This window comes from Enterococcus sp. AZ194 (genome assembly GCF_051713825.1).
Classification (GTDB): domain Bacteria; phylum Bacillota; class Bacilli; order Lactobacillales; family Enterococcaceae; genus Enterococcus_K.
On the sequence record NZ_JBIOQR010000001.1, the window covers coordinates 2,325,306 to 2,343,462 of the forward strand.

At 37.7% G+C, this 18,157-nt stretch carries 17 protein-coding genes; 4 read left to right on the top strand and 13 right to left on the bottom strand.

Features of this window, described 5'->3' with window-relative positions; all coding sequences use genetic code 11:
* Positions 1-16: 16 nt before the first annotated feature.
* The 8 genes from IGI37_RS10870 to IGI37_RS10905 all read right to left on the bottom strand — a co-directional run bounded on the left by IGI37_RS10870 (position 17) and on the right by IGI37_RS10905 (position 7,706).
* The gene (locus IGI37_RS10870; RefSeq protein WP_438761858.1) at positions 17-850 is read right to left on the bottom strand and encodes a carbohydrate ABC transporter permease; all 834 of its coding nucleotides are present in this window, start codon (positions 848-850) and stop codon (positions 17-19) included.
* On the bottom strand, positions 840-1,769 hold the full coding sequence (locus IGI37_RS10875; RefSeq protein WP_438761860.1) for a carbohydrate ABC transporter permease: 930 nt from the start codon (positions 1,767-1,769) through the stop codon (positions 840-842). The genes IGI37_RS10870 and IGI37_RS10875 overlap by 11 nt, the downstream gene beginning before the upstream one ends.
* A 32-nt stretch (positions 1,770-1,801) precedes the next feature.
* Complete coding sequence (locus IGI37_RS10880) at positions 1,802-3,133, bottom strand: ABC transporter substrate-binding protein (protein ID WP_438761862.1); 1,332 nt, start codon at positions 3,131-3,133, stop codon at positions 1,802-1,804.
* Between the two features lie 10 nt (positions 3,134-3,143).
* Positions 3,144-4,286, bottom strand: coding sequence for a glycoside hydrolase family 88 protein (locus IGI37_RS10885; protein WP_438761863.1), 1,143 nt, complete (start codon positions 4,284-4,286; stop codon positions 3,144-3,146).
* A 128-nt stretch (positions 4,287-4,414) separates the two neighbouring features.
* Positions 4,415-5,437 carry a Gfo/Idh/MocA family protein gene (locus IGI37_RS10890; RefSeq protein ID WP_438761865.1) on the bottom strand — a complete coding sequence of 341 codons (1,023 nt, stop codon included), beginning with the start codon at positions 5,435-5,437 and terminating at the stop codon, positions 4,415-4,417.
* Positions 5,430-6,332, bottom strand: coding sequence for a sugar phosphate isomerase/epimerase family protein (locus IGI37_RS10895; RefSeq protein WP_438761866.1), 903 nt, complete (start codon positions 6,330-6,332; stop codon positions 5,430-5,432). Before IGI37_RS10895 ends, IGI37_RS10890 begins: the two co-directional genes overlap by 8 nt.
* A complete protein-coding gene (locus IGI37_RS10900) occupies positions 6,329-7,300 on the bottom strand; it encodes a Gfo/Idh/MocA family protein (protein WP_438761867.1) in 972 nt (323 codons plus the stop codon). The genes IGI37_RS10895 and IGI37_RS10900 overlap by 4 nt, the downstream gene beginning before the upstream one ends.
* A gap of 28 nt (positions 7,301-7,328) precedes the next feature.
* The gene (locus IGI37_RS10905) at positions 7,329-7,706 is read right to left on the bottom strand and encodes a hypothetical protein (protein WP_438761869.1); all 378 of its coding nucleotides are present in this window, start codon (positions 7,704-7,706) and stop codon (positions 7,329-7,331) included.
* A gap of 193 nt (positions 7,707-7,899) precedes the next feature.
* On the opposite strand from IGI37_RS10905, the gene IGI37_RS10910 reads away from it, so the two are divergent.
* From IGI37_RS10910 to IGI37_RS10920, 3 genes are read left to right on the top strand one after another with little or no spacing between them, the layout of a single operon-like run.
* On the top strand, positions 7,900-8,790 hold the full coding sequence (locus IGI37_RS10910; RefSeq protein ID WP_438761870.1) for a helix-turn-helix transcriptional regulator: 891 nt from the start codon (positions 7,900-7,902) through the stop codon (positions 8,788-8,790).
* A gap of 10 nt (positions 8,791-8,800) precedes the next feature.
* Entirely contained in the window at positions 8,801-9,295 is a 495-nt protein-coding gene (locus IGI37_RS10915; RefSeq protein WP_438761871.1) for a hypothetical protein, read from the top strand.
* Complete coding sequence (locus IGI37_RS10920; RefSeq protein ID WP_438761873.1) at positions 9,292-10,293, top strand: Gfo/Idh/MocA family protein; 1,002 nt, start codon at positions 9,292-9,294, stop codon at positions 10,291-10,293. The genes IGI37_RS10915 and IGI37_RS10920 overlap by 4 nt, the downstream gene beginning before the upstream one ends.
* Before the next feature lie 101 nt (positions 10,294-10,394).
* Here the strand turns inward: IGI37_RS10920 and IGI37_RS10925 are convergent, their stop codons facing one another.
* From IGI37_RS10925 to IGI37_RS10935, 3 genes are read right to left on the bottom strand one after another with little or no spacing between them, the layout of a single operon-like run.
* On the bottom strand, positions 10,395-11,375 hold the full coding sequence (locus IGI37_RS10925; RefSeq protein WP_438761875.1) for a LacI family DNA-binding transcriptional regulator: 981 nt from the start codon (positions 11,373-11,375) through the stop codon (positions 10,395-10,397).
* Positions 11,376-11,387: 12 nt separating this feature from the next.
* Positions 11,388-13,682: a glycoside hydrolase family 3 N-terminal domain-containing protein gene (locus IGI37_RS10930; protein ID WP_438761877.1), complete on the bottom strand. Its 2,295-nt coding sequence runs from the start codon at positions 13,680-13,682 to the stop codon at positions 11,388-11,390.
* Positions 13,675-15,006: a PTS sugar transporter subunit IIC gene (locus tag IGI37_RS10935; protein WP_438761879.1), complete on the bottom strand. Its 1,332-nt coding sequence runs from the start codon at positions 15,004-15,006 to the stop codon at positions 13,675-13,677. The genes IGI37_RS10930 and IGI37_RS10935 overlap by 8 nt, the downstream gene beginning before the upstream one ends.
* A 1,028-nt stretch (positions 15,007-16,034) precedes the next feature.
* Between IGI37_RS10935 and IGI37_RS10940 the strand changes: the two genes are divergently transcribed.
* Entirely contained in the window at positions 16,035-16,451 is a 417-nt protein-coding gene (locus IGI37_RS10940; RefSeq protein ID WP_438761881.1) for an Hsp20/alpha crystallin family protein, read from the top strand.
* Between the two features lie 83 nt (positions 16,452-16,534).
* Here IGI37_RS10940 and pcp read toward each other — a convergent pair whose 3' ends face one another.
* Entirely contained in the window at positions 16,535-17,182 is a 648-nt protein-coding gene (gene pcp / locus IGI37_RS10945) for a pyroglutamyl-peptidase I (protein ID WP_438761882.1), read from the bottom strand.
* 33 nt (positions 17,183-17,215) lie between these two features.
* Positions 17,216-18,136, bottom strand: coding sequence for a DUF979 domain-containing protein (locus IGI37_RS10950; RefSeq protein ID WP_438763636.1), 921 nt, complete (start codon positions 18,134-18,136; stop codon positions 17,216-17,218).
* Between the last annotated feature and the right edge of the window lie 21 nt (positions 18,137-18,157).

Consider the following 18,157-nt stretch of genomic DNA (forward strand, 5'->3'; position numbering starts at 1 on the left):
GTTTTATCTCCAGATTCTATTTAATTGCAGAGCTTACACCGACATCTTTAAATTTTGATTGAACAAAGAAGTACAGTAAGATGATAGGAATTACTGAAATGGTCAACACTAGCATTAGCGCACCATAGTTAATAGGTTCCATCCCTGCTACGGACATGTTCTTAATTACAAGAGAAACCGTAAATTTTTTAGGATCAGAAATCATTACAAGTGGAAACAGGTAACTGTTCCAGCTGCCCATAAAAATGAGTAAGGCATTAGTAATGATTGTCGGTTTTAACACAGGAATAACAATAGAAATAAAAATTCGCCACTCACTCGCCCCATCAATTCGAGCAGACTCTAACAGTTCATTTGGAAACTGATAAATATATTGTCGCATGATAAAAACGGATGATGTCGCAGCAATAGCTGGAATAATTAAACCTGCATAACTATTTGTTAACCCCATCCGACTAAGCAGATAAAACAAGGGAATTAGAGTGGTAAAACCAGGGACCATCCGAGCGAGCATGATGAGTCGAAAGATAGTCTTGTTTCCGCGAAAGTCAAATTTTGCTAACGCATAACCAGCCATTGTCGAGCTTGCTGTTGCTAAAAAAGTACTAGCACAAGCGATGAATAGTGAGTTAAATAAGACACGCCCATAGTCAAACCGACTCATTAAAGCATTCCAGTTATCTACGAGAGATGAACCAAACTTGAAGTTTAGTCCCCCACCGATAATCATTTCATTATTTTGAGTAGAGGCAAAAATCATATAGACGTAAGGAATTAAAAAGACGATGGCTCCTAAGATGATAATTAAATATAGAAAAATTTTATTGGCAGTTCGTCGATTATTTTTCATCGTTTTTTCCTCCGAGTTTGAATTGGATTGCTGAAATAATAGAGGCAACAAATACCATAGACCAAGCAATTGCAGAAGCTTTACCAAAGTTTACCGCTTCAAAACTCGTTTTATAAAGGTTTACACCTACTGTTAATGCAGCATTTTCTGGTCCGTTTGAACTTCCGAAGAAAATATTTGGAATTTCGAAGGTGGATAAACCACCGATAGTAGCTAAGACGACGGCCATTAATATGATTGATTTGAGTAATGGAATCGTAATCAAGAAAAATTGTTTTACTTTTGATGCACCATCTATTTCAGCACTTTCATAAATTTCAGTGGGTAATCCTTGAAGCCCTGCAAGAAATAGAATGGTATTGTACCCAGTATTCATCCAGACAACTGTAATAACCATGGAAACACGTAGCCAAAACGGATGAGTTAACCACTGAATGCTTTCAATACCAAACCTATTTAAAATCAAATTAAATAGCCCAGCAGGATCAAAGAAAGTCATGAAAACAGAAGCAATAGCGACAACAGAAGTAACCGTTGGGATATAATAAACGGTCCGAAAGAATCCTCTTCCTTTTAAATGGGTGCTGTTTAATAAGACAGCTAAAAATAAGGCAAGAATCATTGTAATGGGAATTGAAAACACCATTAACAATAAAACATTGTAGTAGGACTGAAACAGTAGCGGGTCACGAAACATGTCGATATAATTTTGAAAGCCTACCCACGTGAATCCTGTCCCTATACGCATAAAACTAAATAACAATGATATGACTACAGGGACTAAAACAATAAAGGCAAAAAATAATAGAAACGGTGATACGAAATAGTACCCGCTTTCATTTACTCGGTCTGACAAACGAGATTTTTTCTCTCTTGAACTTTTCACGAGTAAGCTCTTTTTTTCATGTGAACTCTCCATATTGTAGCCTTCTTTCTCATTTTATTACTGTTCTATTTGTTAACTTTTAATCCATATTTTTTTGCGAAGTTTGTTGCTTCTCGCACGTAAGAATTTTCAAAGTCATTCGTTTTCCAATACGCATAACTAGCAGCTCCCACATAGGCACGGCTATCCGTTGAATTAGGGAAAATATTAATAGCCGCCCCATTTTCATTTGCTTTAGCAACAATTTCCAATATTTTTTGGTTTCCAAAATACTCAAATTCTTTATGAGCAGCATCGGTTTTGAACGCTTCTCGATTGGAAATCATGACACCTTCTTCTAGAGCAATTTTTAGTGCATCTGGATCGGTTAACATAAAAGTTAGTACCTGAGCCGCGGCTAATGGATAGTCGCAATCTTTTGGTACATACCAACTAGAGCCTCCGCTTAATGGTGTTTTCCCTGGATTTTCTTCTGAAAAAGGTACAAACTCAGCGACACGCCATTTATCTTTTGCGCTAGGGAAATTCATTTGCATGTTTGATGCGTAAAAACTCCCAGTCAAATTAATCGCCATATCTTGTTTCACTTTTTCTCCATTGCTGTCCGTAGTCCAAGCTATTAAGTTGTTATCAATTAATTTTTGAAGAGTTTCAGCTGAAATTTTAGCTGCTTTTGAACCAAGGTTAATATTTCCGGATGAATCCATTAAAGGAGTATCTAGCTGATCCATGATAGCTGAGACCTGCTCTACTTCTCCGGCTGTCGATAAGGCAAGTAGTTGATGACCTGTTTTTTCTTTTATTTTTATTCCAATATCAATTAACTCATCCCAAGAGTTTATATCCTCAAAGTTTGCACCCACCGCTTTAAATAATTCGGGTTGATAATAAGTGACGGCTACACCAAAATCATTTGGAAAGGCAGTCGCTCGTCCACCTTCTGACATCTTGTTTAGAACATCTACTTTTGGTTCGTAAAAATCGGCAGCATATTTATCATAGAAACCAAAATCTGAAGCGCTTAAAAATGAATCTGAGAATAGCTGTAGAATTCCAGCGGCATTTGTATCTTGAATAAAAATAATTTCCGGCATTTTTTCATGTGCGACCATTTTTGGGGAAATCATTTGAGTCGTACTACCACCAGGGGTCACATTGGTAATGTTAGTTTTTATATCGGCGCCATATTTTTTATTGTATAGCTCAATTGATTTTGTAATATAGTTTTCATTTTTTCCTTGAGGAACATAAATAGATAGTGTCGCCTCTTTTACGGGCTCTTGGTTAACGTTAAAGTTCTTCAAAGTTTGATCCTCTTTTTTTGAACATCCGCTGACGAGAATCAGAAGCATTAGAAGTACTCCTACTACAACGCGTTTCTGTATATCTTTTTTCATCATTTTCCTCCTACCAAAATAGTAAAATATTTTCTGACATACGTAAGGCCGCTTCGAAAAAGAAATAGTCGCCCCAAATGCAACACTCGTCAACGCCATTTCCATGGGGAACTGAGTAGACTCCATGATTTAAAATACCAGTCGACTTCAATCCTTTTGTGGTATAGGTGTCGATTAAAGAAGACATGATTTTTATGGCAAATTCTTCATAACGGGTTCTTTTTTCATCTAATAGAGGAAGATGATTTGATAGCTCAAGTAATCCGCATACCAAGATAGCCGCAGCTGAACTATCTCTAGGCTCTTCGCCTTCTTGAAAGGACAGATCCCAGTATGGAACTAAGTCTTCGGGAAGTTTCGTCAAATAATAGTCTGCAGCTTGGCTAGCCTTTTCAAGTAAAGTAAGATCCTTCGTATACGTGAAATTTAAAGCAAAACCTAATACTGCCCAAGCTTGACCTCTAGCCCAAGTAGAGTCATCGGATTTTCCTTGAGCAGTTTTACCAAATCGTGGTCGACCAGTCAAGGTATCAAAGTAATAGGTATGGTAGGTTGAATAATCTTCACGCATTAGAAATTGCGCACAGCGTTGGATATGTTTTTTTGCCGATTGTGCATACATTGGGTTGCCTGTTAGTTTGGAGACCTGAAATAATAAAGGCATGTTCAGTAGAGAATCAACAATTAGTCTTCCTTGTTGGTTTAAATCGTTACTTTTCCCCCACGCTTGAAACACATTAGCCGTTCGGTTATAACGTTGCATCAAGGTGTTGCCGGCTTGTATCGTGAGGTCTTTGTATTCCTGATTACCGACTAGTAAATAAGCTGGATAAGTCGATAAACCATAGATAAACCCAATATCATGGGTGGTCAACATCACTTGGTTATCCATGCGGTCTTTGAAAGTAGGAAGTAATGTGTAAAGAGTATTTAAATAGATTTCGTCATTGGTTATTTGATACGCATGCCAGAGCATCCCCGTCCAAAAACCTGGTGTCCACTCAATATTTTCCCACGCTTCATAAATCAGATTTTCAGAATTTGGACTTGGGAAAGTTGTTTTATAAGTTTTTAAATTGTCATTGATTTTTGGTAGAATTTCTTGTTGAATCAAGGCCGATAATCGTTCTTTGAATGTGTGTGTGGCTTTCATTATCTGTATCGTCAACTCCATTCGTTTATTTATAGGCTCATTCACGTAAGATGAAAAGGACAGCAAAAGAAGAGCAGTAGAAATCAATTATTAAAAATTTAACTCGCCCTTTGCTGTCTCTTGCTTTATTATAGGGGCACAATTGTTTTCGAATCCGCAGAAGCTACTTCGGCCTCGGCAATTCGAATAGTTTCCATTGTGCTTGTTAAAGGTGCAGCTATCTGTGGATCCGTTCCTTCAAGTATACAGTTGGCAAAATGTTTAATTTCAATGTAGTAGCCACTCTCTGAATCAATTTGAGGGACAAAGCTTTCTTGATCATAGGGATAATCAGTTAGTTTCCCTTTTTCTAGTATGATGGTCCCTTTTTCAAAACTAAAACGGAAACTCATGGTAAACCCAAAATCATCATTATTGATTGTCCAGTTATCTTGCGCGTTGACTACTTTGTCATCAAACAGATAGTTTGTTGAAACTACATCATAACCACTGCCTTCAAAGACCACCCTTCCTGTTGTTGAAACGGCAGTTGGTGTGCCGAATAACCAGTTGATTGTATCTACATCATGGATGTGTTGATCAAGTAAACAACCACCTGACTTATTTTTTTGGAGTAACCAGTTTTCCCAAGACCAGAAAGGAGTAGTTCCGCCTCTAAATAAGCTTGCCTCTGTACATTTACCATAACGATTACTTTCTATTGTTTCTTTGATGTAATTATATGAAGGAAAGAATCGCAATGTTTGACCAATCATTAATTTGCGTTTGAATTTAACGCTAGCATCAATCATCTCTTGACAAGCTTTTGATGAGATGGCCATTGGTTTTTCACAAAATACATGTAACCCTTTTTCCATAGCCTTGGTTGCATAAGGTGCATGAAGATAAGTCGGCAAACAAAGGTCAACATAGTCAAGCTTTTCCGTCTCAATCATTTTTTCCATGTCTGTATAAAAGTTGAATTGATGGAAATCAATGCTTTTATCACTGATATCAATATTTCCTTGTGTTAGCTTTCCTTCTTTTTTGCTGGTATTGACATCACAAATTGCCACTAGTTCAATGGGAAAGCCCTCCCTCATCAAACGCATGTATTGACTTAAATGTGAACTTCCCATAAATCCTAAACCAACTAAACCTACTCTAATCATTATTTGTTCCTCCTATTTCCTTTTTTTGTAATGAAATGATGTGATTAAGCGCCTGACTACTATCAAAAGTCAACTGCTCTCCAAATTGTTTATATGGAGATAGTTCACAAGTCAAAGGTCCGTTATAGTTGATAGCTGTTAGTGCAGAAATGACTGCTGCCCAGTCTATATCACCGGCTAGAAGCGAGGTGAACCCTTGAATGTTTCCAATTGATTGATTAAAATCTTTTACATGAATCTTTGCTATTCTGTGACCAAGAATTTGAATCCATTGCTCTGGAAACCCGTATTGAAGAATATTTCCGACATCAAAATAGGCACCTACATAGGGACTACCAATTGTGTCAATCAGAGTTCTCATTTCTAATGGGCTTAAAAGGAATTTATTCCAAACATTTTCTAAGCCGATTGTTACTTCTTTCATTTCTGCAAGCGGTGCAAGTTCCTTGAGTGCCTGACTAGCTCGGCTATAACATTCATCATAAGCTTCTGTTTTGGTCACAAGTCCTGGGACAACTAAGATGGTGTCGCATTCAAGTTGTGCTGCAAACTGAAGCATTTTTTTTACAATGGTGATACCCTTTTCTCTTTTCAAGGTATCTGATGAACTTAATGGATAGGTCCAGTGTAAAGAGGTGGATAGACTAGAAATAGGTAGAGCAAATTCTTTGCTTAAATCAAGGAGCCTCCCTATCTCATTTGATGTGCTATCTAGAGTTAAATAAGGGACGTCGCTCAATGCAAGCTCTTCACTAACGAGGGTTGGTTGACTGTTTATTTCCGATACGTTTAACTCAATCGTATCAAAACCTGCTTCTTTAACGAGTTGAAATTGTTCTCTCAATGTTAAGTTTTTTGGTAGAGACCAAACGTTCATTCCTTTTAGTAATTTCATAAATTAATTGTTTCTCCTTTCTGAGCGGATTTAAAAGCAGTTTCAGTGATGTTTACCGTATATAAACCATCTTCACCGTTAACTGGAGAAGGCTCGTTCTCATCGATTGCATGAATGAATTTTTCAATCATTAATAGATCCATGTCCTCTTCATAATAAAAATTAGATTGCCCTCCTTTTGAGTCGTTGAATACAGACATCTTGCGACCAAAGCCATCCATAACTAAGTAACCTTTTTCAAAAACTAATTCCATAACAGCATCTCCCCAAACAGGATAAGAGTGAGGTCTATTCCATGAAGTATCTAGCGACATGATGACCCCTGTTTCAAAACGAATCTGAACTAAGCCAATGTCTTCTACGAGTAAGGAAGGCATGCTCCTTTCTTTGTAAGCTGTTACGGTTTTCGGTGTAAGATCAAAAAAATAACGAACAAGGTCACAAATATGAACGGTGTGATCAATTAAAGCTCCCCCACCAGAAAGCGCTGGATTAATAAACCACCCCCCGGGATTCTTGCCATGATTTGATGCATTGATTGAACGTAGCTTTCCTAGTGAATGTGTATGGAGTATCTGTTTCATATCTTGGGCAACTTTTGAAAACCGAACAGGATGTGCAACCATCAATTTCACATTTGCTTGTTGAGTTGCATCGATCATCTCTTGTGCGTCGTCACCAGAAAGCGCCATTGGTTTTTCTACAATCACGTGTTTGTTTGCCGCTGCGGCTTTTAGTACAAGTGATTTATGAAAAACATTCTCTGAACAGATTAATGCGGTATCACAGTCAGTTTTTAACAACTCATCTAATGATTCAAAGCGAAGTAGCTGATTTTTTTTCGCAAATTGTTCCGCTCTGACTGGATCGTTATCGTATACACCTAAAATGTCAATTTTCTTATCTATAAATATCTTTAAATAACTAGTCACGTGCATATGTGCCACGCCTAGGATACATAATTTCAATTTTTTTCAACTCCTGATACTTTATTTTTCAATGAAAGTGAGTGACTAAACTTCCGTGGTAGGTTCCTCCAAATGCGCTGTCTGTAGAGGTGTCTAATTGAATCATTACATGCTCGCCAACGAGTTCAACCTTCAGTATGGGACTGGCAACTTTTGTTACTGCGAGACTTATATTAAAGAGTCCTTTCTTATCTAATCGACCCGAAATAAGAGTCGTCTGTTGATTCACTAACTCATGGACGTCTGTTAACTTGCCATTGGATAATTGCTCGACAAGCGAGATTACTTGTTCTTTCATTGTACTTATGGCTGTTGGTTCATTTTCAAAATAAGATAATCGAATAAAGGATATCTTATTTAGTTTATTTTCTTTACATGCTTTTTTGAGTTGAACGTAAATTGACATGAGAGTATTTCCTTTCTGTTTTTTTGTATGCGGTTTCAATCCGTAAGTACAAAATAACTTATTTTAGGTTACGTTTATTTATCCAAAAGGACTTTTTATTTGTCTTTTTAGGCAATTCTTATTTCTACATAAGAAAACGTATTCGTAATATGACATAATCTATTTATACTCATAAAGGAGGTTCTACGGATACATGGATAGTAAACGACCAACTAGTGGTGTCAACCTTCCGACTATTAACCTATCGAACTTATCCTATCTGAAGTGTGATACGAAAGGAAAAAAACGCCCTACTTCTTTTTTTTATTGGCGACTGTATTTTGTTACTACTGGTAATTTGATAGTGGATTATGATGACCAGATACTCCAAGTCCATGCAGGTGAGTATTGTGTCATTAAAAGACTTCAAGATCACCTTCTAGAGACCAGAGAACTACCAGTCAAATTTTTACTTGTTGAATTTTCTTGCCAAGAAGCAGATACAGCGTTCCTCTCTACTTTGTTGAACCAAACACACCAAGCATCTGATGAACAATTGGATCTATTAGAAAAAATTTTTTCTAACTGTCAATGTGGGGATGCGAATCTAGTTAATGGAGAAATCTCATTGTTAGAAGTACCTGTGTTCCAGATACAGTTAATGATTATTTACTTCTTAGAGCTTCTATATTTGACCAATTACAAAAAACAGCCAATCATGTTTATAGAATCGGGGAAATTGTCAAAGGAATACAGTCGTGAGTTAATTAATGAGGTTATTCATTTTATGGAAAAGAATTTGAGTGAAAATATTACGATAAAAGAATTAGCAAAGCACTTCTTTATTAGCCCTACCTCTTTGAAAAAGTTTTTTAAGGAGGATACTGGCTATAGTTTAATTAACTATTTTAGAACATTAAAAATGGAGCAGGCCAAGCTTTGGATACGAGAAGATGATCAGTTATTTACGACAATTGCTCAGAACTTAGGGTATGAGAGTATTCATCAATTCTCCAAGACATTCAAACGATATACAGGATTAAGTCCGACTACGTACAAGAAATCAATTCAATCAATTGATGAACAATTTGATTCATTATTATAGGAGGAAGCGGATGAAAATTGAAGAGGCACACATGTTAAGACTTGTGAACAATGGAACATTAGGAAAAATTGAAATTAGTCGCTATTCTTTGTCAACAGACTCCTTTTCTAAGGAAGAGGAAGTGAAGATTATGGAGGAAGTGCTCGAGTTTCTGTTAGCCTGCCATAAGCATAGACCAAAAAGAATTTATGCTTCCTCAAATAACGAGCGTTCACTCTATATTATTACCATGCAGTTTGTTAATCAGTCGCTGTGCAACCTTTTATTAGATTTTTCGAGAAGTGTAACAGGCTACCGTAAGTTAGTAGAATTATCTGGCGCTGTTGGAATGTATCAATATGATTCATTGCAGCCAACTTCGTTTCACTCAACGTACTTAAGTCAAGCCAACTATTTACCAGAAAATAAAGCACAAAACTCTGTAAATATAGTACAAGAATTAATGAGGAAAATTGAAGAAAGTTGTGTAAGTCGAAAGAAGCTTGAACTGGAGGACGATATATGAAAGTTGGAATTATTGGGTGTGCTCATATGCAGACAGAAGTGTATACAGGGATATTCTTAGACGAAGGCATACAAGTTACAGGCGTTTATGACCGAAACCATGTAACTGGTTTGAACTTTGCACAAAAAATGAACATTACTTATTATGATAATATTGAAGAAATTCTTCTTTCAGAGATTGATACGGTTCTGATCTGTTCTGAAAACTCTTTGCATTATGACTATACCTTGGCTGCAGCCTATCATAAGAAACACGTGATTATCGAAAAACCGCTCGCTTTAAATACTTCAGATGCAATTCGTATGATTTTAGTCTGTCGAGAGCACAATGTGAAACTAATGGTTGCCCATCCTCTACGATTTTCTCCAACTATTTTAGAATTAAAAAAAATCTACCAAACAGGCGAATTAGGAAAAATTCTTTGTATTAATGGTACGAATCATGGTAAAAATCCTGGCGGTTGGTTTTTAAATAAAGAACTGGCGGGAGGAGGAGCCATCATTGATCACATGATTCATTTGATTGATTTAACTAAATGGTTGTTTGAATTTGAGATTGATTCAATTTATACAATGAAACATGCTTCTACTTATTCTGATATTGAGGATAGCGGTTTAATTCATATTAATTTTACAAATGAAGTTTTTATGAGCCTAGATACATCCTGGAACCGACCGTTAAATTTTCCTATATGGGGCGATGCGACGCTAGAAATTATTACAGACAGAGGTCAAGTGATTGTGGATGGGATTGGAAGGAAAAGTGATTTATTCATTCGAGATTCTTCCCAGGAGTTTACACTTTTTGAGAAAAGTATGGATGTTGAAATGATTCAATCCTTTATTGAGTGTGTTAAAAACGATTTACCAGAGCCTGTTACAGGCTACGATGGTTTATATACGGTGAAAATTGCTAGCTTGGCCTATGAATCGGCGAAACAAGACCGAATTATTTATCAATCTGAATTTAAAGACATCCTTAAAAAAGAGACGACTTGAGTATGGGTACGGGATGTGAAATTGATATCTAAATAACTAGAGCCTATAACACCTTTATTAACAGGCTATAGGCTCTAGAGGTTTAATCAAGCACTAAAAAATCAGGTTGTCAGACCAAACAGCTCATTATTCATTAGGATGACTTTCTTCTCAAGTTCTTCATTTGGCGTTTGTTTGATTCGTTCGAGCATCATGGTGGCTGCAGTCTCCCCTATTTTGGCTGTAGGAGGGTTAATCGTGATTTGCGGAAGAATGCTTTGTTCACCTTGGTCTAAATAGTCATAGTGGCCAAAAACAATTTCTTCTCCGACAACCACTCGTTTTTGGTTAAAACATTCTAAGGCACCGATCGACATGTTGTAGTTACTGACAAATAGAGCCGTTACGCCTTTATCGATCAGTTGTTCGGCCCCTAAAAACCCACTTTTTCTGGTGTAATCCCCTTCGTAGATTTCTAAGGTTACAGACTGATTTATAGCGATAGCTTCTTGTGCACCCAGCAGCCGTTCTCTTGCCGTATAATCTTCTTGAGGGGCAGAGATATAGCCAATCTTTTGGTGTCCTTGTTGGATGTAATGTTCGATTACCTCTCGAACACTTTGACGGTCATTGAGTAAAATAGCATCTGCTTGTTGTTGCGTATCGGGATAATTAATGGAGACCAATGGGACTTGGATTTTTTCCAATTTTTTTAAATCTACCCATTCTTCTCCAGATAAAAAGACAATCAATCCGTCGACAGAATGTTTCATTAGATAACTGATTTTTTCATCAACTTGTCTACTTTCGTCAGAAAAGCCACTTAATAATAAACTATACCCATTCTCTTCTGCGACTTTTTCAATACCGGAAACAACCTCAGAACCAAATCGGCTGGAAATACTATTCATTAGTAAGCCGATAGAAAAGCTCCGATTGTTTTTGAGTCCTTTGGCGATGATATTCTCCTTGTAATCTAATTCTTTGATTGCCTGCGCAATTTTTTCCATATTGGTTTCCTTTAATTGTTGTCCATTTAGATATCTTGATACGCTTCCTAAAGAAACGCCGGCAAGCTTTGCCACATCCCTAATCGATGCCATCGTTATACACTCCTACCAATCACAATGGATTTCAGATGATAAATCTCCAATCATGATTTTCGCTTTTTTCGCGAAGTGCCAGCGATTATCCACGTTCATGTAACGCAAATCGTTAGGCGTTAGTGTGAATGTAAGCTCTAAAGTTTCATTTGGTTCCAGTAAATCTTTACGAAAGGCCTTCAAAAGCTTCTTTCGTTGAATCACGGCTCCGCCATAAAGTTTTACGAACACAAGTGAGCTTACTTTTCCAGCGACACTTCCTGTATTCTTAACTTTAACGGATACTTCGAGATTGTCAATATTCATTTTCGTTTGAAGGTCCTCATAAGTAAATGTGGTATAACTCAACCCTTCTCCAAATTCGTGGAGAGGACGACCACTTAAATCGTAGTAATTTTCTTGTTTCGAAGCCTCTCTTTGATAATAGTAAACAGGTAATTGTTGACTATTTCGTGGATAGCTGATACTTAGACGACCGTTTGGATTGTTTTCTCCAATTAGTGTTTGAGCAATTGCTTTTCCACCCTCTTGTCCTGGAAACCAAGCGAGTAAGACTGCATCTGACAAACTTTCAACCCTAGTTAAATCATATGGACGTCCTTGTACGAGAAGGGTTATGATAGGTTTTTTGAGACGCGCTAGTTTGGTTAGTAGCTCCTCTTGTTTTCCACCCAGAGATAACGAAGCTACATCGACGTTTTCTCCAGAATCCATGTTGATCCCTTTTGAGGTAACTGCCCCATTCCGCAAAAATTCCATATCAAAGTTTCTCGCACTTGAACCGCCTAAGACAACGATGATAATATCTGATTCTTGGGCCAGTTCGATAGCTTTTGCCATTTTTTCTTGTTGCTTTGTTTCGTTACGGATTTCACAGCCTTCTGCATAAACCACTTCTGAGTGGACAAATTGTTGTTTAAGCTCGTTGAAAATAGTTTTTTCTTGTTGTTTTTCAGACTGAGGGGCAGAATAATCACCTAACAAATGGTAAATATTATGGGCATTCGGTCCAATAACCGCAATTTTTTTTCCATTATCTGAAAGTGGTAGAATGCCTGTATTTTTTAACAGGGTCAGACTTTCTTTCGCGACTGCTTTATTTAATTTTTTTGATTCCGTAAATAAAGTTGCCCATTTTTTACTAGGATCTTCGACAAACGGTTGTTCGAACAACCCTAGTAAGAATTTAATAGCAAGGACTCTTCTGACTGAATTGTTTAAATCTTCTTCATCGATAATGCCAGACGTAACGCCCGCTTCAATTTTTGTATAGGTTTCATCCCACAAACTCAAGTCAACACCTGCGGCTAGTGCGTCGGCGGCCGCTTCAGTTTGAGATTCATAGACATCCTGCAAACGATCTAATGCAATCCCATCTGCCATGACAATCCCTTGAAATCCTTGTTCATTGCGCAGCTTTTCCTCAAAAAGGACTCGATTTGAATGACAAGGTACCCCATCGATATCATTATAAGCAGCCATGACACCAACCGCATTACGTGTACTGTGTAATAATGGTGTGTAGACATCTGCAAATTCTCGAGTACCTATAGGAACAGTCCCTGAATTATGTCCGCCTTGCGCTTCCCCTTGAGCAATACAGTGTTTTAAAATGACCCCGATTTGTTGAGACGATTTGTTGATTTCTAAAACAGAAGCATCTAGAAAATCAGTTTGGTCTTCAATGAGATTCCCTTGAAATCCTTTAACAATCGCTTCAGTCATTTTGGCACCGACGATGGGATCTTCACCAAAACATTCTTCTGATCGACCCCATCGTGGATCTTTCATTAAATCAAGTGTTGAAACCAAGGCAAGATGTACCCCTTTTGCCGCTAGCTCTTGTGCCATTAATTCACTTGTTTGTTGAATTAATTCAGGATTAAATGTGCTGCCACGACCAATATTTGTCGGATAAGAAATGCTATCTAATCCTTGATGCCCATGCGGACACTCTTCGGCGATTAAAGCGGGAATCCCCCAACGAGAGTTTTTAATGATGTAGGCTTGGATTTGATTGGTGACTTTCCAGCTATCAACAGCTTTTATCCCATTTGAATAGTCAACTTTGGACCAAGGATCAGAGCGGAATAAACCATATAAGGCGCCAATACCACCTCCCCATGCGACGTGCTCGGTAAAGGTTTCAGTGAGAACAATCCCGTCTCCTTCTTTTTTATAACATTCCCAACCATAGAGATGTTGATTCACTTGGCCGACTTTTTCTTGGACATTCATTCGACCTAATAAATCTTCTACACGTTGACGAATCGATAATTCCGGATTTTGATAGGGATATTTAGACAAGCTCGGACACTCCTTCATGTCGTTCTTTGTTTGCAGCTAAGACAAATGGTAAGAATAAGAAGACATCTAAGATAATTAAAAGAACTGTTAAAATGGATGCCATGATATCACCGCCTGTTGCGATAAAGGTTTGAAAGACAGGTGGTGTAATCCATGGAGCTGCAGCAACGGTTTTCCCGATTAAGCCAGTGCTGGTTGCAAAATAGGCAATTACTAAGTTAATCGAAGGAATAATCGCACAAGGAATCATAAAGATTGGATTCATTACTACAGGTAAACCGAACATCACCGGTTCAGTGATATTAAACAGACAAGTCGTCAAGCCAAATTTAGCGATTTGACGTTGCTCTTGTCTTTTTGACGCCCACAAAATAGCAATCACTAATGGTAAGATACATCCTCCTCCACCAATTAACCCGAAGGCATTTGTAAAAGGTTCAGTAATAATGTTTGGAATATCTTTTCCAGCCGAAAAAGCATCCATATTCTCTTGAATAGACTGTAATAAAGGTGCTTGACGAATCGGTGCCAAGATACTTGAACCATGCATCCCAAAGACCCATAGAAAATCTGAGAAAAATTGTAGGAATAAGATACCAGGGACAGATAATACAAACGCTTTTAAAGGTGTTTGGATTAAAAATTCAATCAGTTCTGGGAAATTTAAGCCTGTTGTTTTATCTAAAACGAATACGAAAATAGCAAAAATTAGAATAACTAATATTTCTGGTACTAATGAATTAAACGAAGTGGCTACTGCTGGCGGTACTCCATCAGGCATTTTGATTTTTAATTTTTTAAATTTAGCCAAGCGAATAAATAGTTCGGTTCCAAGAAGAGAAGCAATCATTGCTGTGGCAAGACCTGAAGAGGATGTTAAACTTTGTAAAAAGACGCCTCCAACTTCAGCAGTACTCCCGTCAGCAAGCGTCACAACACTTTGGACAGGCATGAGAATAAACATCACCGCAATACTCAAAATCCCAGCATGCACTGCATTAAAAGCAGGATCATCAATTTGTCCAGAACGAACATAGTGAGAAGCTAAATTCCAACCAATATTGTAACAAACAACAATTGCTAAAATACTCATCGTTCCATTGTTGACGATCATGGCTAAATCAGCCAGAAAACTCAAGTTAATCACTTTTTGAACAGTTTCATTTGAAAAAATTAGAGCATTTAATAAAACCATGACGGATGCCGCCATGACAAGTGGCATCGTAAAGATAAAGCTATCTCTGATGGCCAATAAATGGCGTTGACTGTTCATTTTTGACACAATTGGTAATAATTTTTCTGACAGTTTGTCTACAAATTTCATAGTGTTCATCTCCTAAAATAATAAAATTGAACCGGTTCATTTTTAAACTATATCATATATTTTTAATTTTGCAACTATTATTTGAATACGGATACAAAATGATTCGTTAAATGGAACAGGTGATTTTTAGTTGCGAAGAATTATTATCGAAGGTTATTAGTCAAGGTTGGGACATAACTCTCTTTATCCGAATAAACGGTGGGTACAGAAGCAACTCCATCTGCACGTTGTTCCGCTCTCAACAACTTCTACGCATGGGACATGCTAGAGTTGAAGGTTCGGAAATAAGCTGAAATTGCTGTGAAACACTATTTACAAAGGAAATAGATGTAGAACAGTACCTACCCGGTGCTGTGAAACACTATTTACAAAGGAAATAGATGTAGAACAGTACCTACCCGGTGCTGTGAAATACTATTTACAAAGGAAATAGATGTAGAACAGTACCTACCCGGTGCTGTGAAATACTATTTACAAAGGAAATAGATGTAGAACAGTACCTACCCGGTGCTGTGAAACACTATTTACAAAGGAAATAGATGTAGAACAGTACCTACTTGGTCACAAAAATCTGTAGAGCACCACGTAGGAATCAATCAACATCGAAAGAAAGGCTTTCGTGTTTCTTATCGTTTCCGTGAATTCCATCTACACTCCGATCTCATCAATTTCTAAAGGTGAAACACCTTAAGAATTGAAGGACTGCGTTTCGCTCTCAACAACTTCTACGCATGAGACATGCTAGAGTTGAAGGTTCTTATTGCTGTAAAACACAACGAAGCATGAGTTGATGTTGCACAGTACCTAATCGGTGCTGTAAAACACAACGAAGTATGAGTTGATGTTGCACAGTACCTACCCGGTTCTCGGAGTTAAACACTTCTGTCCCAACCTTATATCTTCTCTATCATATTTCTAAAAAAAAATCTTAAATTCTTTTAATAAGGGTTTTTGCTTGCATTTTATTCTAATTGGCGTTATTACTGAAGTGTAGGAACACTAATACTAATTTGAAAGGATGATTTATTATGGCTAATGTTCCAAGTATTCGTGATATGTTTCCAGATTTTAGAGATGTGTTCAGTCCGACCTTTAATGATTTTTTAGGGTCCTCGGCTGCTCCTAAGGTTGATTTGAAGGAGTCAGATAAGGAGTATGAGTTGACAGCGGATATGCCAGGTTGCGATAAAGAAGATACTGTTGTTGAATATGCCAATGATACTTTAACTATTTCTGCCAAACATGAAACCCATTCTGAAGAAAAAGAAGACGACAAGAACTATCTTCGTAAAGAACGAAGTATGATTTCTTATAACCGATCCTTCTATTTGCCAAATGTCGACGAAGATAAAATAACTGGTGAATTCAAAAAAGGTGTCTTGCATTTGACGTTACCTAAATCTGAAAATCATAAAAAAGACAGCAAACGAATTGAATTAAAATAGAATCGTTCGAATAGTTAAATGAAAATAGTGCTACCCTTACCTCTTTCTTTAGGTAAGAGTGGCACTATTTTTATGAATCAAATTTAATGAGTGGTTCCTTCGACTGCTTTGACATCTTCTTTTCCATCGAAAGTGACAATTGCTTCGATTGCTTTTTCTAAAGAAGTGATGATGTCTGTTAAGCTCATGAATGGGCTAGCTGGTTTATCAACAACTTGAGATGAGATAAACGGCACATGTATGAATCCGCCTTGAATCTCTGGGAATTCTTTATCAATCATATATTGGACTTGATACATGATATGGTTGCAGACAAAGGTTCCAGCAGAGTTTGAGAGTGCGGCTGGTAGTCCGGCTTTTTTGATTGCTTGAACCATCGCTTTAACTGGAAGCTGTGTAAAGTAAGCAGGGGCTCCGTCTTCGTGAATGGGCACATCAATCGGTTGATTGCCTTCATTATCAGGGATACGGGCATCGTCAACATTAATCGCTACTCGTTCAGGGGTTACGGTAAAACGTCCTCCTGCTTGGCCAATATTTAGAACAACGTCAGGCTTGTGCGCTAAAATGGCTTTTTTTGTGACTTCAGCAGATTTGTTGAAGACGGTTGGAATCTCTAATTTGATAATTTCTGCACCCTTTATAACAGCGGGTAAGCCTTTTACTGCTTCTAACGCAGGGTTGGTTGATTCGCCACCAAATGGATCGAATCCTGTAACTAAAATTTTCATGCAATTCATCCTTCCTTCTTTTTTATTATACGTCTAAAAAGCTAAAAAATACATTAATGCGATATGGACGATAATCATGATAAAGGCCATGGGTGCTTGCGTCTTGATAACGCCATTCGTGTCCTTCATTTCCAATAACGCAGCGGGTAACGCATTAAAATTTGCGGCCATTGGAGTTAACAACGTCCCACAAAATCCAGCCGTCATCGCAAGTGTTCCAGCAACAACTGGATCCCCACCTTGTGCCATGACAAAAGGAACGCCAATTCCGGCAGTTATAACTGTGAATGCGGCAAAGCCATTTCCCATGACCATAGTGAAAATTACCATACCTAGACAGTAAGCAACCACACCAGCTAATCGATTTCCTTCAGGTACAAAACCGGAAATCGCACTTGAAATCACGTTACCAACACCTGAAGCATTAAAAATCACACCGAGAGCCGCTAAGAGCTGTGGTAAAATCCCAGTGGTTCCGACAGATTGGAACATTCTATCGGTATCATCTAACATAGTTTTAGGTTTTGCACGTGTAATCACCATTGCTACGAGCAAAGCAACGATTGAGGCGATTCCAATCCCGACTTGACCTCCGAGTGGCGTGTATGAAATTCCAACTGCACAGGCAGCAAGTAATACGGATGGGAAAAAGACCCAGCTACCAATTCGTTTGGCCGATTCTTCCCCTTCTTTTTCCGTTATTTCGGCAATTTTACCAATCTTGACTTGTTTGAAGAGGGTCAATCCGCCGATAATACATAAAAGAATACCTGAAATAATATAAGGCATGAAGTTTCCTGCCGCAAAGATGACGCCAAGAATGAACCAGAATAAGCCAGTCCCAATTCTTGCTTTATTAGTCTTGTCACGGAATGCTCGAACAGAGGTCATAATTGAAAGTAAACCAATTAAAATATAGAAAAATTCCAGGATTGTCGGAACAAATTCGGTCAAACCAAAGTAAAACGCCGAGAT